17 protein-coding genes and 1 pseudogene are annotated in these 22,600 nt (G+C 60.4%); 11 read left to right on the top strand and 7 right to left on the bottom strand.

All coding sequences use genetic code 11. The features are described 5' to 3' along the window. Positions 1-29 precede the first annotated feature (29 nt). Positions 30-596 (bottom strand): nitroreductase family protein, encoded by a 567-nt coding sequence (locus tag V5E99_RS27580; RefSeq protein ID WP_499805495.1) that lies wholly within the window; start codon positions 594-596, stop codon positions 30-32. A gap of 121 nt (positions 597-717) precedes the next feature. On the opposite strand from V5E99_RS27580, the gene V5E99_RS27575 reads away from it, so the two are divergent. After that, positions 718-2,172: a TrkH family potassium uptake protein gene (locus V5E99_RS27575; RefSeq protein ID WP_499805493.1), complete on the top strand. Its 1,455-nt coding sequence runs from the start codon at positions 718-720 to the stop codon at positions 2,170-2,172. On the opposite strand, the gene V5E99_RS27570 is transcribed toward V5E99_RS27575, so the two are convergent. Continuing rightward, entirely contained in the window at positions 2,129-3,190 is a 1,062-nt protein-coding gene (locus V5E99_RS27570) for an AraC family transcriptional regulator (RefSeq protein WP_499805492.1), read from the bottom strand. The genes V5E99_RS27575 and V5E99_RS27570 overlap by 44 nt on opposite strands. Before the next feature lie 151 nt (positions 3,191-3,341). On the opposite strand from V5E99_RS27570, the gene V5E99_RS27565 reads away from it, so the two are divergent. Both V5E99_RS27565 and V5E99_RS27560 read left to right on the top strand, forming a co-directional pair. Next, the gene (locus tag V5E99_RS27565) at positions 3,342-3,662 is read left to right on the top strand and encodes an Mpo1-like protein (RefSeq protein ID WP_499805509.1); all 321 of its coding nucleotides are present in this window, start codon (positions 3,342-3,344) and stop codon (positions 3,660-3,662) included. A gap of 98 nt (positions 3,663-3,760) precedes the next feature. Then, positions 3,761-4,351, top strand: coding sequence for an HD domain-containing protein (locus V5E99_RS27560; protein WP_499805491.1), 591 nt, complete (start codon positions 3,761-3,763; stop codon positions 4,349-4,351). Between the two features lie 91 nt (positions 4,352-4,442). Here the strand turns inward: V5E99_RS27560 and V5E99_RS27555 are convergent, their stop codons facing one another. Further along, on the bottom strand, positions 4,443-5,258 hold the full coding sequence (locus tag V5E99_RS27555) for a UDP-2,3-diacylglucosamine diphosphatase (protein WP_499805490.1): 816 nt from the start codon (positions 5,256-5,258) through the stop codon (positions 4,443-4,445). 127 nt (positions 5,259-5,385) lie between these two features. Between V5E99_RS27555 and V5E99_RS27550 the strand changes: the two genes are divergently transcribed. Further along, positions 5,386-6,150 (top strand): helix-turn-helix transcriptional regulator, encoded by a 765-nt coding sequence (locus V5E99_RS27550; RefSeq protein ID WP_499805489.1) that lies wholly within the window; start codon positions 5,386-5,388, stop codon positions 6,148-6,150. A 174-nt stretch (positions 6,151-6,324) separates the two neighbouring features. Further along, positions 6,325-7,218, top strand: a complete 894-nt coding sequence (locus tag V5E99_RS27545) for a DMT family transporter (protein ID WP_499805488.1) — start codon at positions 6,325-6,327, stop codon at positions 7,216-7,218. On the opposite strand, the gene V5E99_RS27540 is transcribed toward V5E99_RS27545, so the two are convergent. Beyond that, the gene (locus V5E99_RS27540) at positions 7,212-7,499 is read right to left on the bottom strand and encodes an Rdx family protein (RefSeq protein WP_201195112.1); all 288 of its coding nucleotides are present in this window, start codon (positions 7,497-7,499) and stop codon (positions 7,212-7,214) included. The genes V5E99_RS27545 and V5E99_RS27540 overlap by 7 nt on opposite strands. Positions 7,500-7,571: 72 nt before the next feature. On the opposite strand from V5E99_RS27540, the gene V5E99_RS27535 reads away from it, so the two are divergent. Then, complete coding sequence (locus V5E99_RS27535; protein ID WP_499805486.1) at positions 7,572-9,761, top strand: patatin-like phospholipase family protein; 2,190 nt, start codon at positions 7,572-7,574, stop codon at positions 9,759-9,761. A gap of 84 nt (positions 9,762-9,845) precedes the next feature. On the opposite strand, the gene V5E99_RS27530 is transcribed toward V5E99_RS27535, so the two are convergent. The 3 genes and pseudogenes from V5E99_RS27530 to recQ all read right to left on the bottom strand — a co-directional run. Further along, complete coding sequence (locus V5E99_RS27530; RefSeq protein ID WP_499805485.1) at positions 9,846-11,618, bottom strand: motility hub landmark protein FimV; 1,773 nt, start codon at positions 11,616-11,618, stop codon at positions 9,846-9,848. A gap of 128 nt (positions 11,619-11,746) precedes the next feature. Next, on the bottom strand, positions 11,747-12,181 hold the full coding sequence (locus tag V5E99_RS27525; RefSeq protein ID WP_499805483.1) for a MarR family transcriptional regulator: 435 nt from the start codon (positions 12,179-12,181) through the stop codon (positions 11,747-11,749). Positions 12,182-12,642: 461 nt separating this feature from the next. Then, a pseudogene (gene recQ, locus V5E99_RS27520) lies at positions 12,643-14,427 on the bottom strand (DNA helicase RecQ); the annotation flags it as partial. Positions 14,428-14,822: 395 nt separating this feature from the next. On the opposite strand from recQ, the gene V5E99_RS27515 reads away from it, so the two are divergent. From V5E99_RS27515 to V5E99_RS27495, 5 genes are all read left to right on the top strand, one after another. Then, positions 14,823-15,410: a UPF0149 family protein gene (locus V5E99_RS27515; protein ID WP_030130067.1), complete on the top strand. Its 588-nt coding sequence runs from the start codon at positions 14,823-14,825 to the stop codon at positions 15,408-15,410. Positions 15,411-15,420: 10 nt separating this feature from the next. Beyond that, a complete protein-coding gene (locus tag V5E99_RS27510; protein WP_499805481.1) occupies positions 15,421-15,816 on the top strand; it encodes a YbaN family protein in 396 nt (131 codons plus the stop codon). A 144-nt stretch (positions 15,817-15,960) separates the two neighbouring features. Further along, positions 15,961-19,959, top strand: coding sequence for a hypothetical protein (locus tag V5E99_RS27505; protein WP_499805480.1), 3,999 nt, complete (start codon positions 15,961-15,963; stop codon positions 19,957-19,959). A 77-nt stretch (positions 19,960-20,036) separates the two neighbouring features. Then, the gene (locus tag V5E99_RS27500; RefSeq protein ID WP_499805479.1) at positions 20,037-20,945 is read left to right on the top strand and encodes an immunoglobulin-like domain-containing protein; all 909 of its coding nucleotides are present in this window, start codon (positions 20,037-20,039) and stop codon (positions 20,943-20,945) included. A gap of 31 nt (positions 20,946-20,976) precedes the next feature. After that, a complete protein-coding gene (locus V5E99_RS27495) occupies positions 20,977-22,596 on the top strand; it encodes a hypothetical protein (protein ID WP_499805477.1) in 1,620 nt (539 codons plus the stop codon). The last annotated feature ends 4 nt before the right edge of the window (positions 22,597-22,600 follow it).

Here is a 22,600-nt window from a genome sequence, read left to right as displayed (position 1 = left end):
AGTAAAACGAGGCTGCGATCTCTTGACCTTTAAGCCTTACCAGACCAGCCGCTGACAAATTCAGCGAGGTCAACTTTCTCGGCAACCCGAGGCTCTTTCTGCGGCGTCCCGAGGTAAAGAAACGCAATCACCTCTTCCCCATCCGCCAGCCCCAGCCCTTTGGCCACATGCGCCGAGTACGCCAGCTCACCAGTGCGCCACACCGCGCCAATCCCTTGCGCATACGCCGCCAACAAGATCCCGTGGGCCGCACAGCCTGCCGCCAGCAGTTGCTCGGACTTCGGATATTTGACGTGATCCTGCAACCGCGCGATCACCACGACCACCAACGGCGCCCGCAGCGGACCGTTGCGCGCCTTGTCCAGCGCTGCTTCGGACACTTCGCTGTCCTGCAACTTCGCCGCTTCGGCCAGCAACTCGCCCATTTGCTCGCGCGCCGCGCCTTCGACGGTCAGGAAGCGCCACGGCTGCAAATGGCCGTGGTCCGGCGCACGCATCGCGGCGGAGAACAGCACCTCGCGCTGCTCGGCGGTCGGCGCAGGGTCCAGCAGTCGTGGAACGGAAACACGGTTGAGCAAAGCGTCGAGAGCCTGCATCGGCCACCTCCTGTAAAAAATGTTTGGCTATTCTAGCCAGAAGCGCTCCGGGCTGCCGGTTTACATGGCAGGCCTCGCAGGTAGAATGGCGCCCTCCTCACTTTCAGCCCGAGCGGACTTCATGGCGTTGCCGACCTTACGGATCATTGGTTTTATCATCGGCATCTTCCTGATCACTCTGGCCATCGCCATGGTCGTGCCCATGGCCACCCTGGTGATGTTCGACCGCACCAGCGACCTGCCTTCGTTCCTCTGGGCCAGCATGATCACCTTCGTCGCCGGCCTGGCGCTGGTCATCCCGGGGCGCCCCGAACACGTGCACCTGCGCCCACGGGACATGTACCTGCTGACCGTCAGCAGTTGGCTGGTGGTGTGTATCTTCGCCGCACTGCCGTTTCTGCTGACCCAGCACATCAGCTACACCGATTCGTTCTTCGAAAGCATGTCCGGCATCACCGCCACCGGTTCTACCGTACTCAGTGGCCTCGACACCATGTCCCCCGGCATTCTGATGTGGCGCTCGCTGCTGCACTGGCTTGGCGGCATCGGCTTCATCGGCATGGCGGTGGCGATTCTGCCGCTGCTGCGCATCGGTGGCATGCGCCTGTTCCAGACCGAATCCTCGGACCGCTCGGAAAAGGTCATGCCCCGTTCGCACATGGTGGCGCGCTTGATCGTCGCGGCGTACGTCGGCATCACCATCGTCGGCAGCCTGGCGTTCTGGTGGGCCGGGATGAATCTGTTCGATGCGATCAACCACGCGATGTCGGCGATTTCCACCGGCGGGTTCTCCACCTCCGACGAATCCCTGGCCCACTGGAAACAACCGGCGGTGCACTGGGTCGCGGTGGTGATCATGATTCTCGGCAGCCTGCCGTTCACCCTGTACGTGGCGACGTTGCGCGGCAACCGCAAAGCCCTGATCAGGGATCAACAGGTCCAGGGTTTGCTCGGCATGTTGCTGGTGACTTGGCTGGTGCTTGGCACCTGGTACTGGTGGACCACCAACCTGCATTGGCTGGACGCGCTGCGGCATGTGGCGCTGAACGTGACCTCAGTGGTCACCACCACCGGTTTTGCGCTGGGGGACTACAGCCTCTGGGGCAATTTCTCGCTGATGCTGTTCTTTTATCTGGGTTTTGTCGGTGGCTGTTCGGGCTCGACGGCGGGCGGGATCAAGATTTTCCGTTTCCAGGTCGCCTACATCCTGCTCAAGGCCAACCTTAACCAGTTGATCCACCCGCGCGCGGTGATCAAGCAGAAGTACAACGGTCACCGGCTCGACGAAGAAATCGTGCGCTCCATCCTGACCTTTTCGTTCTTCTTCGCCATCACCATTTGCGTGATCGCGCTGCTGCTGTCGCTGCTGGGTGTGGACTGGATGACCGCGCTGACCGGCGCGGCGAGCACCGTGTCCGGTGTCGGCCCGGGGCTGGGCGAGACCATTGGCCCGGCGGGCAACTTCGCCACCCTGCCGGATGCGGCGAAGTGGATTCTCTCGTTCGGCATGCTGTTGGGCCGACTGGAGATCATTACGGTGTTTGTACTGTGCATTCCGGCGTTCTGGCGTCACTGACCTTGTTCGGCGCTTCCAGTAACCGCACCCGGTATTCGCCGGGGGTGGCGTCGAACCAGCGGCGGAAGGCGCGGAAAAAATTGCTCGGATCGGCAAACCCCAAAAGGTAGGCAATTTCCAGCAGGGTCATGCTCGGCTGCGCCAGGTATTGCTCGGCCAATTCGCGCCGGGTGTCATCGAGCAACGCCTGAAAACTCGTGCCTTCTTCCTGTAAACGCCGCTGCAAGGTGCGTTGCGACAGGTGCAACGTCTGCGCGACGGTATCGCGCTTGGGTTCGCCCTGGGGCAGCAAACGGCAGAGCACCTGCCGGGCCATGTGCGTCACCCGGTTTTCCGAGAATCGCGCCAGGTATTCACCGGCAAACCGGTCGTGCAGCAACGCCATGGCTTCGTTGGCGGTGGGCAGCGGTGCTTCCATGTCGGCACGCTCGAAGATCAGCGCGTCGTAAGGCGCGTTGAACATCAGCGGCGCATGGAAGGCTTGTTTATAGGGTTCGAGATCGGCGGGCTCATCCCCTTGCACCAGCACTTTGCGCGGTTGCAGGGTACGCCCGGTGAGCCAGCCGCACAGGGCCAATGCGCAGGCCAATGACGCCTCGGCGCTTTGTCGGGTTGGCGGCAGGTGGTCGCCATGCACGGTCAGAATCAGCGCATAACCTTCATCCAGCAAACGGAAACTCAGGTCAGCGCTTTCGGCAATGATCCGTTGGTAACGCACCAGGCGCTGAAAGCCTTCGGCCAGGGTCTGACTGGACATCAACGCGTAACCGGCCACATGAAAGGACGCTGGTCGCACCACTTTGCCCATGTTCAGGCCGATCGCCGGGTTGCCCGACAGTTCGACCGCGCGCTGCCACAGCCGCGTCATGGAGTCTTGCGGGAACCGCGCATCCGGGTCATCCAGCGATGCGTAGTCGAGCCCCAGTTGCTTGAACAGAACCCGGCAATCCAGGCCGTCCATTTCCAGTGCTTTGACAATCCCCATCGCCCAGCTTGCAGAAGTCGTTCGTTCGCTCATGGCGTTTACTGTCGTGGTGAGCCGTCTACCGCGGCTGATTTGCGAAGGATACTAAAGTGGCGCCTATTGTCACTGGCTGATGCCATTGATCACTCTAGACTCAAATAAGCTACCCGCAGAACAACTTGCCATCAGAACAATAACCACAGAGATCGCAGTCGTGGAAAACCTCAAGCGTTTCAATAGCTTCGCTGAGTTCTACCCGTATTACCTCAGCGAACACAGCAACAGTACTTGCCGACGATTGCACTTTGTCGGCACCTCACTGGTTATTTTTATTCTGGCGCTGACCGTCGGTCGAGGTGCGTGGGGGCTGTTGATCGCCCTGCCGCTGGCCGGCTACAGCTTTGCCTGGGTCGGGCATTTCTTCTTCGAGAAGAATCGTCCTGCAACCTTTCAGCATCCGCTTTACAGCCTGCTCGGCGATTTCGTCATGTACCGCGACATGATTCTGGGCCGCGTACCGTTCTAGGCTTCACCGGCCAGCAATGCGTCCCGCGCAGCCAGTGCGCCCGTGAAACCAGGTTCTACACTCAACCCGTCACTTCGCCAAAAACAAGAAGATCGCCGATGAACGCCAACGCCCGTTTCACCCATATGCAGGACGGCACGCAGGAAGACTGGGCGATCATCGCCGCCGATTTCAGTGCCTACGCCCGACAATTGCCGACACGGATTGTGGCGCACCTGAAATTGCTGGAGGGTGATTTTGGCGGCTTCCCGGTGGATCGCCTGACCCACTCCCTGCAAACCGCCACCCGCGCGTTTCGCGATGGTCGCGACGAGGAATATGTGATCTGCGCCCTGCTCCACGATATCGGCGACACCCTCGGTTCCTACAATCACCCGGACATCGCCGCCGCGATCCTCAAGCCCTTCGTCAGCGCCGAGAATTTGTGGATGGTGGAAAAACACGGGATTTTCCAGGGCTACTACTTCTTTCATCACCTGGGCATGGATCGGCATCTGCGCGAGCAATTCAGTGAGCATCCGCAGTATCAGACGACCATTGAGTTCTGCGCCAAGTACGATGCGGCGGCGTTTGATCCGGGGTATGAGAATTTACCGCTGAGCTTCTTCGAACCGATGATGGAGCGCTTGTTTGCTCATCCGAAGAACTCGATTTACACAGCGGCAATGCAAGAGTACGCGCCGGCCTAAGATCAAAAGATCGCAGCCTTCGGCAGCTCCTACAGGAGATCGCATTCCCCTGTAGGAGCTGCCGAAGGCTGCGATCTTTTGATGTTGCTTTTTAAGCCGGTTCGCCAACTTTCACCGCTTTCAACTCCGCCTCCCGCGCCTGGGCCTCCGCCAGTCGATACAACTCGATCGACCCGTCCCAATGCTCGATCAGCGCCGTGCACGATTCCACCCAATCCCCGCAATTGAGGTAATCCACCCCGCCGACCTTGCGGATTTCGGCATGGTGAATGTGCCCGCACACCACCCCGTGCAACTCACGTTTAACGCACTCGTGGGCGATGGCCTCTTCGAAGTCGCTGATGAAACTGACCGCGGTTTTCACCTTGTGCTTGAGGTACGCCGACAGCGACCAGTAACCGTAGCCATACCGGGCACGCCAATGGTTGAGCCAGCGGTTGAGGGTCAGGGTGAATTCGTAGGCCGAGTCGCCGAGAAAGGCCAGCCAACGGTGATAGCGGGTGATCACGTCGAACTGGTCGCCGTGAATCACCAGCAAATGACGGCCGTCGGCGGTCACGTGCACCGCTTCGTCCACCAACTGGATGTTGCCCAGGATCAGCTTCGAATAACGACGCAGGAATTCGTCGTGGTTGCCGGTGACGTAGATCACTTCGGTGCCGCGCTTGCTCATGGTCAGCAAACGGCGGATCACGTTGGTGTGGGCCTGGGGCCAATACATGCCGCCGCGCAGTTTCCAGCCGTCGATGATGTCGCCGACCAGGTAAATCTTGTCGGCGTGGTAGCCCTTGAGAAACTGCGACAGGTGTTCGGCCTGGCAATCCCGGGTGCCCAAATGCACATCGGAAATCCATAGCGTGCGCACACGTTGTTTACGGCTGGGTTTGGCGAGCTCGGCGCTGGTCATGGGCAACCCTCTGCGATGTTTTTACAAGCTTGCGCCGGTCGGGTTAATTGCCCATGACAGTGCCGAGTCAATCCTGTGACAGTGCCCGGCCGGTGTAGACTGGCCGCACCTTGCCCGGAGACCTGCGATGAGACCGATCCTCACGCTGCGCCAGTACACCGAAGACCTGATCATCCACAGCCACGACCACGCGCAACTGGTGTTCGGGCTCTCGGGTGCGCTGGATTTTGAGGTCGGCGGGCACGGTAGCCAGGTAATCCAGCAGAGTTTCGTGGTGGTGCCGTCCGGCATGCATCACGCGTGTGGCAGCAGCAACGGCAGTCGTTGCCTGGTGCTGGATGTGCCGAGTGATCAGTGGGTTTCGCAATCGTTAGGGGAACACGCCGAAGCCAGCCGCCGCTTGCTCGACAACGCCGGGCGGCTGCCGCTGGATGCCGGGCAAAGCCAATTGGTCAGTTGGTTGGCGGGCAGTCCGGTGAGCGATCCGCTGATTGCCCAGCAAGGCGCGGTGCTGTTGCTGGCCAGCCTCAACCACGCCAAACCCGAGGTGATCGGCGGGCGGCGCCTGCCCTATGCGGCGTTGAATGCGCACATCGATCAGCATGCGGCCTATCCGCTGCAAGTGGCCGATCTGGCGTGCATCGCCGACCTCTCCAGCGCCCGGCTGCACGCGCGGTTCGTGGCGGAATGCGGGCAAACGCCGATGGACTACATTCGCAGTCGACGCCTGCACATGGCGGTGGGGTTGTTGCGGGATTCACCGTTGCCGATTGGCGAGATTGCCAATCGGGTGGGCTATAGCTCCCAGAGTGCGTTTGCGGCGGCAGTGTTGCGCGAGTTCGGAGCTTCGCCGGGCAAATTGCGGCGCGAGGCTGGCGACAAAAGTCGATAGTTTGCCGACAGACAATCCTGGCCTTACACGCTTCAATGTAGGAGCTGCCGAAGGCTGCGATCTTTTGATCTTGATCTTTTTGGGATCACAGAAAAACAAGATCAAAAGATCGCAGCCTTCGGCAGCTCCTACAGGGGGCCGTCGTCGCCTGTTGAATATTTATCAAGGACTGCAATGACTCCCCGTACCGCCCTCGGCGCCCTGCATATCGGCGCATTGATGTTTGGCCTGACCGGCGTGTTCGGCAAACTCGCGGCCGCCACGCCTGCCGTTATCGTTTTCGGTCGCGCGGCGTTCGCGGTGTTGGCCCTGGCGTTTTTTGCGCGGTTCGCCAGCAACACCCGCTGGCAAAAACTCGAAGCCGTGGACTGGCGCCGGCTGCTGCTCAGCGGCTTGCTGCTGGCCGGGCACTGGGTGAGCTTTTTCATTGCGGTGAAAGTTGCCGGGGTGGCGATTGCGACCCTGGGCTTTGCCAGTTTTCCAGCCTTTACCGTGATCCTCGAAGGACTGATTTTCCGCGAGCGCATCCGCGCCAATGAAATCCTGCTGGTAGTGCTGGTCAGCATCGGGCTGGTGCTGGTCACGCCGGACTTCGACCTGGGCAGCGGCGCTACGGTCGGCCTGCTCTGGGCGGTGGGCTCCGGGTTGCTGTTCTCGCTGCTGTCACTGACCAACCGTGCCAGTTCCGGGCGCATCCCGGCGGTGCAAGCGGCGCTGTGCCAGAACGTGGTGGTCGCCTTGTGCCTGCTACCGGTGGCGGCGCCGCAGTTGAGCGACGTGCGCGCCCTCGACTGGGTGTGGATCGGGCTGCTTGGGGTGTTCTGCACCGGCGTCGCCCACAGCCTGTTCGTCGCCAGCCTGGCGGTGATCAAGGCCCGGACCGCCGCCGTGGTGTTTGCCCTGGAACCGGTTTACGGCATCACCGTGGCCTGGCTGCTATTCGATGAAAACCCGACCCTGCGCATGCTGATCGGCGGCGCGTTGATCATCGTCGCGATTGTGGTGTCCAGTCGCTTATCCGGCGGCTCCAGCAAAAAAGCCGTGGCCGCCGAAGCCGCCTCTCACTGAGTGCGATCGTTGTGGCCCAAATCGCGGTCCGGGTCGATCTGATCCCGGACCCGCTGCTTGAGCACTTTGGCTTCCGGAAAACCACCGTCAGCCTTGCGCTCCCAGATCTGCACCTCGTTACAAAAAATATGAAACACCCCGCCGGTGCCTGGCACCAGGGACACTTTGCCCAAGTCGTCGCCAAAGGTGCTGAGCAGCTCCTGGGCCAGCCAGGCAGCGCGCAACAACCACTGGCATTGGGTGCAATAGGTGATGACGATTTCCGGTTTCTGTACGGTCATGCTGGTTGAAACTCCTGAGCCAGAGGGGCGCCGCTATAATAGCCGCCTTTATCGCTTGCCCCGAGATCCACGATGCGCCGTTTGTTCTGTTGCCTGCTGCTTTGTCTCCTCCCTTTGATCGTCCACGCCGCCGACGCTCCCCGACCGAAAATCGGCCTGGTACTGTCCGGCGGCGCCGCCCGTGGCCTGGCGCACATCGGCGTGCTCAAGGCCCTGGAAGAACAGGGCATCAAGATCGATGCGATTGCCGGCACCAGCATGGGCGCGGTGATCGGCGGGCTATACGCCTCGGGTTACAAGATCGATGAGCTGGAAAAACTCGCGCTGAACATCGACTGGCAGCAAGCCCTGTCCGATGCCCCGCCGCGCGAAGACGTGCCGTTCCGGCGCAAACAGGATGACCGGGACTTCCTGGTTAAACAGAAACTCAGCTTTCGCGACGACGGCAGCCTCGGCCTGCCGCTGGGGGTGATTCAGGGCCAGAACCTGGCGTTGCTGCTGGAAAGCCTGCTGGCCCACGCCAGTGACACCCGCGACTTCGACAAACTGCCGATCCCGTTCCGCGCCGTGGCCACCGACATCGCCAGCGGTGAAAAAGTGGTGTTCCGCAAAGGCCACTTACCCCAGGTGATCCGCGCCAGCATGTCGATCCCGGCGGTGTTTGCCCCGGTTGAACTGGACGGCCGGCTGCTGGTGGACGGCGGCATGACCGACAACATCCCGCTGGACGTGGCGCGGCAGATGGGCGTCGACATCGCCATCGTGGTCGACATCGGCACCCCGCTGCGCAACCGCAAGCAACTGACCACCGTGGTCGATGTGCTGAACCAGTCGATCACCCTGATGACCCGGCGCAACTCCGAAGAGCAACTGGCCGCCCTGCACCAGGACGACGTGCTGATCCAGCCGTCCCTGGCGAGTTTCGGCGTGACCGACTTCGGCCGCGCCCAGGACATGATCGACGCCGGTTACCGCGCCACCAAAATTCTCGAAGCGCGCCTGGCACGGCTCAAACCCGTGCAACCTCTGGACGCCGAACTGACCGCCGCCCGCACACCGAGCCAGCGCACGCCGATCATTACCGCGATCAAGGTTGAAAACGATTCGAAAGTCGGCGACGACGTAATCCGTTACTACATTCGGCAAAACGTCGGCGAACCGCTGGACATCGGCCGGCTGCAAACCGACATGGGCACCCTGTACGGCCTCGATTACTTCGAACAAGTGCAATACCGCGTGGTGCACAAGGGCAAGGATCACACCCTGGTGATCAGCGCCCGAGGAAAGCACAGCGGCACCGATTATCTGCGCGTGGGCTTGAACCTGTCGGACGATATGCGTGGCGACAGCGCGTTCAACCTCGGCGCCAGTTACCGGGTCAACGGCATCAACCGCCTCGGCGCCGAATGGCTGACCCGGGCGCAGCTCGGCGACAAACAGGAACTCTACAGCGAGTTTTACCAGCCGCTGGACGTCGGTTCGCGCTACTTCATCGCGCCCTATGCCGCGTTTGAGGCGCAGAACGTCGAGTCGATTCTGGACAACGATCCGGTCGCCCAGTACCGCGTCGAACGCTACGGTTTTGGCCTCAATGTCGGCCGGCAAATCGGCAACAGCGGCGAGATCCGTTTTGGCGTTGGCGAGGCCTGGGGCAAGGCTGACGTGCGCATTGGCGATCAGAACCTGCCGAGTGAAAGCTTCAACGAGGGGTTCTATCAGCTCAAATATTCGTTCGACTCGTTCGACAACGTGTACTTCCCCCATGAAGGCAAAGACATTGGCCTGACTTTCCGCCAATTCGAGCCGGGGCTGGGCTCGGACCAACGTTACCGGCAATGGGAGTTCAAACTGGACAAGGCCATGAGCAGCGGCCCGGACACCTTTATTCTCGGCGGGCGCTACGGCCGGACCCTGGACGACGCCAACGTGGTCACCTCAAGCTACCTGCTGGGCGGCGCGCGGCAATTGTCGGGCTTTCGCGAAGACGCTATTTCCGGGCAGAACATCAGCCTGATGCGTGGCGTTTACTACCGACGCCTGACACCGCGTTCCTACCTGCCGCTGGACTTCCCGCTGTACATCGGCGGCTCGCTGGAACGCGGCCGGGCGTGGAATAACGACAATGAATTCGACAGCGGTTACATCAACGCCGCCAGCGTGTTCATCGGTTTCGACACACCGCTGGGGCCGCTGAACTTCAGCTATGGCTTCAACGATGCGGATGAGCAGGCGGTTTATCTGAATTTGGGGCAGACGTTTTAAAGCAAAAGATCGCAGCCTGCGGCAGCTCCTACGGGTGTACGGATATCCCAGTAGGAGCTGCCGAAGGCTGCGATCTTTTGATCTTCAGCGAATACCAGCCAACAACGTCCGGGCAGTCTGCTTAAGCGGCTCGTCACCCTCCTTCAGCAATTCGTTGAGCAACTCGATGGCGCTGTCCAGATCGCCGTCATCGATGCAGTTCTGCGCTTGCTCCAGTTTGCCGGCGTGCCCAGCCACCGACACGGGCAGTGGCTCAAGTTCCAGCGATTGACCGGGCTCGTTGAACGCATCGAGAAAGTCGTCGTCCAGCGACGGATCGTCGGGTTCGACGTCCCACTCCAGCTCGGTTTCCGGCTCTCCCTGCGCCGGTTCGTCGGGCATTTCGAAGACGTGGGGCATGACGTGCAGGTTTGAAGTGAACGCGGGCTCGTCCGGCAATGGCGGCAGACTCGTCGGTTTAGCCGCCGACGCTGGATCGTCAAACGGGCTAACCAGATCCCAACTGGAATCCATGGACAGATCGTCCAGATTCAACTGGAACTCATCGCCGGGCGGCGCTGCGGGCAACGGTGCCGCCGCGACAGAGGCGATGATCGCGACCGGCGTGCTACTGGCCAGTTTCGGGAAGCGGGCGCGAATATCCGCCAGTTGCTGTGGATCAAACCCGGCGTCACGCAGGTTGTTTTCCTGGGCGTCGTAGGCTTGCACATCACCCTGCTTGCCCAGTACTTCCAGCAGTTGCAACGCCAGATCGGTGCGCTGCGGTTCCTTGACCAACGCTTCACGCAACAGGCCGACGGCTTCAGAGAATCGACCGTAGGCCAGGTAAATACCGACACCTTCCAGTACATCACCAGCGGGGTGCTCTTCGCGGTGAACGGAGATTGGCGCAACACGGGCGGGTTGAGGTGCTGCCTGTTGATCAAGCACGGGCTCATCGCGCTGCGGCGCCTTCGACAGCGGCTCGATCAATGTTCGCTGGCGCTGACGACGAACGAACAAACCCAGCAGCACCAGCAGTGCCAGCGCCACCAATCCGCCGATCAACAACCAGGAACTTGTCTCAGGCTCTTCAACCACGATGGAGGCTGGCGCCACGGTGACCGGTGCAGCCACAGGCTTTTGCGCGACCTCGGACAAACGCGTCTGCAAGTCGCTGACCTGCTTTCTCTCATCGGCGATTTGCTCGTCTTGAGTCTTGAGCCTGGCATTCAACTCATCGATGGTTTTTTGCAGTTGCTGGTTTTGCAGGACGCTGGCGGCCAGTTGTTCGGCAGTGACGTCATCGACTGGCGCAACAGCCGGTTGATCAACGACTGGCGGTATAACCGCACGCTTGCCTTGAGGCGCGGGAGGTGGTGCAACACTCGGTTCGACGGCAGGGAACCCGGAAGTCGGGGCCTTGGCTGTCGGTTCGTCCGTCGCCGGAACAATCCCCGGTGAACCCGGTGGATCGATCAGTACCGTGTACTCGCGCAGCAAACGCCCGTTGGGCTGATTGAGCTGCACCAGAAAATTCAGAAACGGTTCATTGACCGGTTTACTGGAGGTCACCCGGATCAGCGTGCGGTTGCCCCGCAGGATCGGGGTGAATTTCAGGTTATTGAGGAAGAACACCCGCTCGACGCCCGCGCGGCCGAACTCGTCGGCCGTCGCCAGGCTGACCGACAGATCGCTTTCTGCCAGGCCGGTGGCGTCCACCAGAGCGATATCGGCGCTGAACGGTTGATTCAGCGCCGAATGCAGGGTGATGTCACCCAACCCCAGGGCCGGAGCCAATGCCGAGTAAGTGACCGCACCACCGACCAGAAGCAGACGAGTGCAATACCGCAAAACCACGTGCCAACTCTCGAGCATGAGCATCCCTTAGATTAAGCAGAACCACCTGTGCGCATTCGCACATCCGGTACGAACACGATATTGCCTAGTAGTTCTTTATAGTCTGCCCAACGGGGTATCTCAAAAATACGCTGTGCGGTTGTGCCTCAAGATTTTTCGAGGTTGCCCAGGATGTGACCGTGAACCCGCATGCAGACCTTCAAATCCGCCTCATCCACGCCTTGGAACAGTTCGTGGCGCAGTTGGGTGGCAATGGTTTCAATTTGTTCGATCAACGGCAGGGCCGGGGCACAAAGGACGATTTTTTTCGCCCGGCGGTCTTCCAGCACCGATTGGCGTTGCACCAGGCCTTGGGATTCCAGACTGTCGAGCAGCCGGGCCAGGGTCGGCCCTTCTACGCCGACGCTTTGCGCCAGTTCGCGCTGGGTCGGTGCGTCTTCGAAACGGGCCAGGTGCAGCAGCACCAGCCAGCGCGCCTGGGACAGCCCCAGGCCCGCCAGGCGGCGGTCCAGTTCGGCACGCCAGCCGCGAGACATCTGGGCCAGTTGCATGCCAAAACGGTGTTGATCGGTTAACGGCATAAAAAACTCATGGTTAGACTGAAATAGAGAAAAGCTAATTATTAGTCAGCTAAGCATGGCCTCTGGCGATAGGCAAGGCTTGGTCTGTAGTGAATCGTTACATCACTGCGGTCAGTCACTTAAATCTCGAATTCGGATTGCAGCGCCGCTCGCACACAGTACAACACCCCTTCCGGCACGCGACCGGCGAACAACGCGGCAATCTCCGCCACCGGCGGCAATTCGCCTTCGCCGTCGAGGAACGCATCCTGAATTTCGCCCATCAGCTCTTCCGGCAGATCCAGTGCCTGTTCCAGCGACAACTGCTGTTTGCCGATGGCCTCGGCGAGCATGGTGTAGACATTCTTTTCCGAGCATTGCAACTGACCGGCGATTTGCAGCGGCGTCATGCCGGCCCGGGCCAGGGTGATCAGTTCGTGGCGCACATCGGCCACCACCTTCGGCGCCTCGACCTGGCCGCCGAGCACTTCGAGGAAGGCCTCGCCGTAGCGTTCGAGCTTGCGCGCGCCGACGCCGCTGACCGTGGCCATTTCCGCCAGGGAAGTCGGCTGGCTGCGGAGCATCTCCAGCAACGTCGAGTCGGGGAAGATGACGTAAGGCGGCACGCCGTGTTCTTCGGCGAGTTTGCGGCGCAAGGCACGCAGCGCTTCCCACTGTTCGCGCTCTTCGCCACGGACCAGTTGGCTCGCCTGGCTCTTGCTGCTTTTGGCGGTGGTTTGCGGCTTGAGGTCGCGGCGCAGCTCCAGGGTCACTTCGCCCTTGAGCAGCGGCCGGCAGGTGTCGCTCAGGCGCAGACCGCCATAGCCTTCCAGGTCGATGTCGGCCAGCCCACGGGCCACCAGTTGGCGGAACAGCGAGCGCCATTCGCTCTCCCCCAACGCCTTGCCCACGCCATACACCGACAGATGCTGATGACCAAAGCTGCGGATTTTTTCGTTGTCCTTGCCCAGCAACACGTCCACCAGATGCCCGACGCCGTAGCGCTGGCCGGTGCGGTAGATCGCCGAAAGCGCCTGACGGGCCGGCTCGGTGGCGTCCCAGGTCTGCACACCGTCGACGCAGTTGTCGCAATGGCCGCAGGGCTCGGGCATGTCTTCGTCGAAGTAGGCCAACAGCGTCTGGCGCCGGCAGCGGGTTTCTTCGCAGAGCGAGAGCATCGCGTCGAGTTTGTGTTGCTCCAGACGCTTGTGGCGCTCGTCGCCTTCGGAGTTTTGCAACATCTGCTTGAGCATCACCACGTCTTGCAGGCCGTAGGCCATCCAGGCGTCCGCCGGCAAGCCATCACGACCGCCGCGACCGGTTTCCTGGTAATACGCCTCAAGGGATTTCGGCAGATCAAGGTGAGCGACAAAACGCACGTTGGGTTTGTCGATGCCCATGCCGAACGCCACGGTGGCGACCATGATCAGGCCTTCCTCGTTGAGGAAGCGCTTCTGGTGATGGGATCGCGTCTCGTTGGGCAGGCCGGCGTGGTACGGCAGCGCCGGGAAGCCTTGTTCACTGAGGAACACCGCCACCTCGTCGACTTTCTTGCGCGACAGGCAATAAACGATGCCGGCATCGCTGCGGCGCTCGGCGAGGAACGCGAGCAATTGCTTGCGCGGCTGTTCCTTGGGGACGATGCGGTAAAAAATGTTCGGCCGGTCGAAACTCGAGAGGAAGCGCTCGGCATCCTGCAAATGCAGGCGATCGACGATTTCTTCCCGGGTGCGCTTGTCAGCGGTGGCAGTCAGGGCGATGCGCGGGACGTTGGGAAACAGTTCCGCCAACTGGCCCAGTTGCAGGTATTCGCGGCGGAAGTCGTGACCCCATTGCGACACGCAGTGCGCTTCGTCGATGGCGAACAGGGCAATTTCCAGGCTTTGCAGGAAGGCCAGCATGCGCGGCTGGACCAGGCGCTCGGGGGCGAGGTAGAGCATTTTCACTTCGCCGCGTTTGATCCGGGCCGCCAGGTCGCGCTGTTGCTCGGCGCTGAGGGTCGAGTTCAACGCGGCGGCAGCGACACCCAGTTCTTCAAGGGTCGCAACCTGATCGTCCATCAACGCGATCAGCGGCGATACCACCACCGCCAAGCCTTCGCGCAGCAGCGCCGGGACCTGGAAGCACAGGGACTTGCCACCACCGGTAGGCATCAGCACCAGGGCGTCGCCGCCACTGGCCACGCGCTCAATGATTGCACCCTGACGGCCACGGAAACTGTCGTAGCCGAAGATGTCCTTGAGGACGCGTTGAGCCTGTTCGAGCATAAAAACTCCAAAAATCACCGAAACATCCCTGCAAGGCTGGTTCAGAACCAACAAGGCTGCACTGACAAATCGTAAGTGCGCATTGCATGACGCTTCACATCTCAGCCGCGACGCCAGCAGGGCATCACAAAACGCGGGAGTATACCCGAGCCCTCCGCCGCAAAGGGTGCCGCTGATAAGACACATCAGGACAAACACCGATCCCCCGTAGGAGCTGCCGAAGGCTGCGATCTTTTGATTTTGCTTTTTAAAGACAAGATCAAAAGATCGCAGCCTTCGGCAGCTCCTACGGGGGGAAGGTCAGTGGATGGGGGCAAATATGCCGCGCGGCTGGCCTGAGTGCTCAAGAAGGCCTAGAATTCGCGCATCTGTTTAATTCCCCAAGGTAGCTTTTAATGTCCTTCGCTGAGCAACTAACCCGCCTGCAAGTCTTCCTCGACGCTGATGAACTGCATGACGAGGCGCTGGACTACGTGGCCGCCCACGGCTACCTCACCGCGCTGTCGATCTGTTCCGAAAGCGTTCCCGACCGTGAATGGATCGACGCCCTCTTCGCCGAAGAGCCGCATTACGCCGACGACACCGAGCGTGAAGCGATCGAATCCACTCTGCTGGCCCTCAAGGCTCACATCGCGCGCCAATTGGCGTCCGACGAAGAGTTCGAGCTGCCGTGCGACCTGGACCTGGGCGAAGAGCCGGATGACTCCGACCTGCGCGGCTGGTGCATCGGTTTCATGGAAGGCGTGTTCCTGCGCGAAGCGGCCTGGTTCGAAACCGCCGAAGACGAAGTCAGCGAAATGCTGCTGCCGATCATGGTCGGTTCCGGTCTGTTCGACGAACAGCCTGAGTTCGAAGACATCGCCAAGGATGCCAACCTGATGGACGACATGATCGTGCAAATCCCGGAAGCCCTGACCGCGCTCTACTTGCTGTGCCAGGCACCCGACGAAAAACCGGCGATCCTCAAGCCACGTCACCACTAAGGTCTTGCCTATGGACCATCCCATAGGCAACCGCTCCCTGGTGTTGCGCTACGTGCTGCTGGCCGTCGGCTGGCTAAGCGTAGCGCTGGGGGTGATCGGGATTTTCCTGCCGGTATTGCCCACCACGCCCTTCCTGCTGCTGGCGGCCGCGTGCTTCGCCCGCAGTTCGCCGCGTTTCTATCAGTGGCTGGTCGAGCACCCACGGCTTGGGCCGTGGATTCGCGATTACCTCGATGGCAACGGCATCCCGCTCAAGGGCAAGGTCTACGCCATCGGTTTGATGTGGGCGAGCATTCTGTTCTCCTGCTACCTGGTGCCACTGCCGTGGGCACGGGGGTTTATGTTGACCAGTGCGGTGCTGGTGACGATCTACATTCTGCGACAAAAAACCCTGCACAAACCCTGAACGCCCTGGGCGATTCTTCCTGCCGTCTAATGACAACCACTCGTCCGATTCAGGCCTCACCCTGTAAGTTCTGACAGTAGCCAACAAGCCCTTGGAGCTCTTAAATCACTCTTGTCGCCCTCCCCAACGACAGGAGTCTTGACCATGCTCACCCAACGCCCAAAACGCCTTCCGACGTTGAAACTTGCTGAACTGGAAATTCCTGGAAAGTCCCGCGAACCACTGCCCAGCGGCGAGTGGGGCATCAACATTGCAGCGGCTCAAAGCAACTTTCCCGACCATGGATTGCAGGTTTACTGCCCGCCATGGAACGAGATGAACGCAGGGGACAGATGTCTGTTGCTGCTCAACGACAACCAGGTCAGTCAGACGGCTCTCGATGGTGACGATGTCGACAAGCGCGTAACGCTGTTTGTGGAGTCGAGACACTTGCGCACCGGCTCCTACACCCTGAGTTATCGCGTTGAACGGCGTTTCGGCAATTCCGAAACCATGACGCCGCCGATCAGAATCTACGTCAAGCTCGAAGCTCCCGGTGGCAAGGACCAGGATGGCGATGTTCCGGGTCACTCCGAGCTGCACATGACCATCGACCCGAAGATCATTCAGGGCGGTGTGGACAGCGAGACCGCCGCAGAAGGCGTGGATATCGCGATCACGGCCAAGTCCGGCAATCCTGACGACGCTCCCTATCCCAACATCGCCGAAGGCGATCGCGTCACTCTGAGCTGGGGCGGGGTACTGCTGACATCCACGCCCGTCACCGCCGCACAGATCAGCGATCCCGGCTCCAATCCCATCACCATCCATGTCGACGAGCAAACCATTCTGGACGCCAAGGACTCGGGGCCGGACGGTTTGGCCGTGACCTTTATGATCCGGGATATCGTCAACAATCGATCTGAAGACTGGTGTGCCGAAACACGCATTGTGGTCGACACCGGCAACTCGCGGCTGGAGGCGCCCATCGTCGATCGGGCGGTTGGCAATACGCTTGACCTGGCCAGTCTCGGTGATGAACCGGTGTTACTGAAAGTCTGGGCGACCCCACCCGACTTTGAGCTCGACGACGTGGTCATCATGAATATTCGCGGCGTCACGCTGACGGGTGAAGTCGTCAACAGCAGCGTGCGCAAAACCATCGAGAAACAACCGCCCCTGGTGGAAGAGGTGCAATTGCCCAACGCCGCCGCCCGCGAACTGGCCAAGACCCAAGCGGTGTTTTCTTACCAGCTTGAGCGCAACGGCGAGGAAATCCAGCGTTCCAAGGGCCGTTTCGTCAATATCGTCGGCGACCCCATCCGCTTGCGCGCCCCAACAGTCGAGGGCGTCGACGGCGGCGCACTGGACCCCGATCTGCCCGGCACCCGAGTCATTGTGCCGTTTGACGAGATCATGGCCGAAGGTCAGGTCATTGAAATCAAATGGTTCGGCGTACTGCCGGACAACGCCCCCTATGACCCGGAAATTGCTTGGTATGTCCTGACCCACGACGACATCGAGGCAAAAACAGATATTCCGATCCAGATCGACGCGGCACATATCAAGAAGCTTGAGGGCGGCAAGCTGGATGTGTACTACAACCTGCTTAGTGAAGAAAACAATGTAATTGTCACCCGTGAGTCCTTTCACCACGCACCGTTGAACATTGGCGAACCCCAGTTCGAGCTGGTCAAGCCGATCGTACTGGGTGAAAACAACGGCTCGCTCGAGCCGGATGAACTCCCCAATGGCACCGGCAGACTGACCGTTCCCCGCCCTGTGACGAACGTTTCCAAGGCCGGTGACATTGTGACCTACACATGGACAGGGTCAGAGTCGGGCGTCAAATCGGATTCAATCACGCTCACCAGCCTCACCGCCAACCGGGATGTGCCTTTCACCCTCAACTCCGCGTTCGTCGCCGCACACATCGAACCCAATCGTGGCGGCACGGTAACAGCCACTTACAAGATCTGGCGCGCCGCCGAAAACAAATTCAGCTATTCGAATCCGTTGATCATGACCATCGGCGAAGCGCCAGGAGCACTGCTGCCACCGGCAAAAGTATTGCAGGCACAGGACGGCATTCTCGACCCGGCCGACACGCCCAATGGTGCCACCGTCCAGATTGACGCCAACCGTGCGGAGAATGCCGGCGACCATTTCTATATGAGGTGGCAGTCTTCCGATGGCTCGGTCAATCACGTGCAGGACAAGCCTGTGACCAGCAACAACAAGGGCAAGCCCGTCGAGTTCACGGTGCCCTTGTCGACTGTACTGAACAGTCGGAACAAGACCATCACCGTCAGCTACCGGGTGGAGCTGTTTGAAGGGGGTGAAGAACTCGGCAAGGATTACCAACTGCGCGTGGAACAGGAAGACGTGAACCTGCCCGTGCCGTCGATCAGGGAAGCCAAGGGCGCGCAGAACGACCAGTTGAACCCCGACGATGTGTATCCCGCCGGCGCCACGGTGGTAATCGGGGCCTCGGCCCAACTGAAAACCGATGACGAAGTGATTGTGCAATGGGTGGGCAAGACCACCCTGCCCTACTCCCACACCGTGTTGCCGAATCAGGCAGACAAGGAACTGGCTGTCATCAAAATCCCGTATGCCGTGGTCAATGCCAACGACGGCGAATCGGTCGTGCTGATGTACACCATCAAACGCAAAACCGGAGCAACAGACGGCCCGTCAGCGCCTGCCGTTTACGATGTGCGCAAAGTCATTGGTTCGGGGCAATTGAAGGTTATGGGCGCGCGCTTCAATCGCAGCACCTATCGTGCTTCCGGCACATCGCGGGTGCTGAGTGCGTTCAATGCCGTCACCGGTCAACCGCTGCAAGCCGAGTGGCAATATCAGGGTGACGACGGCTGGCAGACGGCCGCCGCCTGGCGCGACACCGCGCCGCATAAACCGCTGCGGGTGCGCACCGCCGATGATCTGGTGACGCTCAATCCGGCGAATATATTTGGTAATGGCGTCGATACTACCGTCACCGGCCTCGCCGCATTTGTCGCTCATCGTGATGAAGGCGATGTAGTGGGTTGGGGCAATGGCGATCATGGGGCCACGATCCCCCCCACCATCATCACCATGGACGACATCGTTGAAGTGAGTTGCACCCGCAGCGCCTACGCGGCAAGACGCGTCAACGGTGCAGTGGTGGCCTGGGGCACGAAAACTGAAGGCGCCGACATGACCGGCGTGGAACAGATGAACTTCGTCCAGGTAGTCGGTAATTCAACAGCCTTTGCAGGCCTCAAAAATCCCGGTCGAATGGTGGCGTGGGGCGTGGAAAATGATGGAGGAGATTTACCTGACAACCTCCGCGGATTGACCGATGTGACTCAAATAGCCGGGGCCGGACAAGCGTTTGCCGCGGTACGTGCCAACGGGACAGTAGTGGCATGGGGACATCCCGACAACGGGGGAACGATAACGAGCGACATTGAGGGGCTAAACGACATCGAGCATGTCATCGGCAGTTTCGGTGCCTTTGCAGCACATCGAGGCAATGGCCGACTCGTAGGTTGGGGTCATGAGACTTACGGTTCAGTGGTACCGCCTGACATCGCTGAGATGACCAACATCATCGAGCTGAGTTGCGCCACTGCCCAGGCGTTCGCAGCCAGGCGCACCACGGGGCAAGTCGTTGCCTGGGGCACTGCGGCATACGGAGGAGAAGTCGACCCATTGATTGAAGGCCTGACAGATATTGTCGAAGTCAGCTCCACTTGGCGCGCTTTTGCCGCCCGCCGTGGCAATGGTCATGTTGTCGCATGGGGAACGAAGGATGAGGGCGGCAATGTGCCCGAAGATATCTCCGCAATTGACAACATTGTTCAGGTCATCGGCTCATCCATGGCTTTCGCTGCCTTGCGCAAAGACGGCACCGTCGTCGCCTGGGGTAACGCAACCGTGGGCGGCGATACCTCGACAGTGGTCACCCAACTGACCAACGTTCGCGCCATTTACGCCAACACCCATGGTTTTACCGCACTGACGTCCGATGGTCGCGTCGTCACCTGGGGCATGCCTGCCGGTGGTGGCGACAGCAGTGCCGTGCAAGAACGATTGGCGGGCAAGGTGCCTTACCTCGCCACGCCCGCCTCCCGAGGCCGGGCGCTGCTGGCCAGTCGTTGGTTGATGGAACACTGACGCCACCCAACCCGTCGCCTCCCCGGCTCGTCGTCCGCCACCGACGGTGAGCCCGGGAGCGGCTCCGAGGTAATGCCATGCGCACTGCAACGCTCGACCTTCAAGCGCCGTCCATCGATGAAGCACCAGAAGGTGTACTCGACCCTTCGACCTTGCCGCCGCAAGGCGCCAAGGTGCGGATCAAGCCCTATGACGACATGGCATACAGGGATCGTGTCTATCTCTATGTCGGCGGGGACTACACAGATGACATTCCGATTGCCTTGAGTGCCGTCGGCCAAGAGGTGGAGTTCACCGTTGAGGCCAGGGCGTTCATTGCCAGCCACGACAACATCGTGCCGGTTCGTTATGAGGTGCAGTTTTATCAGGGCGAACGCAAATCCTCGCAAACTCTGGCGCTGTCACTCGGCGAGCCATTCGAGCTGGAGGCCAGTCTGGACCTGAGTCGCGAGAATTACGTGATTGCGGTCGACAAAGCGCCGGTGCAAATACCCGACTACGCCCGCATGACGAGAACCGCCGACTGGGGGGTCGCCCCTTACACCTACGCCAGCAGCGATTCGAACATTGCCAGGGTTGACCTGCATGCCGGGGTAGTCACCGCCCTGCGCAACGGCACCATCACCATCACCGCCACCGACAGCCAAGGCAAGCCGCGCAGTTACGCACTCACGATCAAGGGCATTCAGGCAGTGCATTTCTTGAGCACCGGGGCAGACTGGACCGGCATGAACGCCTTGTGCAGCGCGGCCAAGGTGCAGCCCGTAACGGTCTCCCAGATCAGACGCCTGTGGACGCTGTACTTTCCGAGCAGTGGACCGGTGGCCGATTACCTCAACTGGTTGAACTACCCGGTATGGACCGGGGACGTCCTCGGCGCTGGCACAGCCATGGCCTACGAATTGAACGGCGCGTCGGTGAACGACAACGCCAGCGCCCACGATGTAGCGACGTTCCTGCAGGTCGTTGGGCTTTCCTCTGATTGAATCGTGTCACAAGGACCGGGGAGTCGATGCCATGCGTATCACCCTATCGCTGTACTGCCTGTTGCTGATCTGCACCGCCTCTTTTGCCGCCACAGGCCCGGAAGTCGCGCAATTGCTCAATCGCCGCTACCAAAGCACCGTGGCCAAATGTGCGGGAGATCAGCCGGCGTTTTTTTGCAGCGGCGTGCTATTGCGCGACAGTGCGCCCTCGGGTGAGTTCTGGAAGCACGGCACCGTATCCACGCAACTGGGGGCGGACAGTTTTACCTATGTGCGGTCCGACTTGAGCATTCGGCGCCTGACTCAAAAAAACGGCGCGGTGTTTGCCGATCAGTTCACGGCCATCGGCTGGGGCAAAGCGCTAGAGGTGCTGTGCGCCTATCCGTTCAATATCCCGGCCATGGGCGGCCAGCGCCCGTTTTTTGGCTGCCGCGCCCCGAACACATTGGCCATGGCTGACGAAGACCTCAGCAATTGCGAATCTTTGGGCGTCGATACGGCACCCGCCTGGGTGGCGCACTTTGAGCCACAGTCGGCCCAGCCAGGCAAGCAATGCTCGTTGAGCAGCCGCGAAGCGCGCACGTTTCTGATCAGCCTGCAGGCTCACGAACTCATGGGTGCTGCCTGGTCGAGCCAACCCAATCAGTTGATGATCCGCAACTGGGACGCCGACCGGCCGGCACAACTGCCGTTGCAAGGATTGTTTTACGACGTCACCCAAACCAGCGCCCTGCTGGGAGCGCAGAAAGACCAGCGGGATTACTTCAACGCCACCGGCGACTGGTTGCCGATCCTGCGCATGGACCTCCATCAGGGGCCGGACAAGGTCTTCGGCTTCAATCAGCAGGATCAGTTGTATATCGGTTATCAGGTGGCGTCGAAACTCAATGCACGCTATGCCGATACGGACGTTTCCTGTCGAGGTAATACGGCGGCGTTCTATTGCAATGGCGTGTTGATCCGCGCCACTGACGTCTCCACGGCGTTTCACTCCTGGAACCCCAGCCCGCAATCGGTCAACGGTAATGGTGTGTCATTCACTTACGTCAGGGCGGATACGCGAATTACCAAAGTCTACAAACCCCAGGGTTTTATCATTCGCGAATCCGCCGCGCCGACTGGCAAGCCGCTGACGGTACGTTGTCTTTATCCTTTTGATGCCGGGACTGCTGGCTCGGCGGACATTTGCAGAACACACGGAGGGCTGTGTTCCGAGTTGGGCATCACAACGAAAGAAGCCTGGGTGGCACGCTATCGAACGACACCAACCAGAAGCTGTGCCTTTGACACCGATGTCGATCACTTCCAACTGGCGACAACCGTGCGTCCGGACGCCACCGACCCGCTGGGCTGGAACGAACTGATCACGGCTGCCTGGACTGAGGAGCGTCCCGAACAGCTGCCTCTGGAAGCCATCACTATCAACACGCCTGTCCATCAGACAGGCGATGGCGTGGCTGGGGCCCGATACATTCAGCGCGATTACTTCCAGGTCACCGGTCGTTTTGTTCCGATTGTCAGGGTGCGCCTGAACGCCACGACCGAACCGATTTTCAGCTATGACCCACAAGACCAGACGACGCAGGACAGTACGATGGCGACCCTCAGCAACGCCATTCCCGACCTGCCGAGTGACTTGCGTGATGATTGATCTT

The organism is Janthinobacterium sp. LPB2021202312-11-4 (assembly GCF_037049705.1).
Classification (GTDB): Bacteria; Pseudomonadota; Gammaproteobacteria; order Pseudomonadales; family Pseudomonadaceae; genus Aquipseudomonas.
Note: the sequence above shows the minus strand (reverse complement) of the source record. Positions and strands in the feature narration are given on the sequence as shown.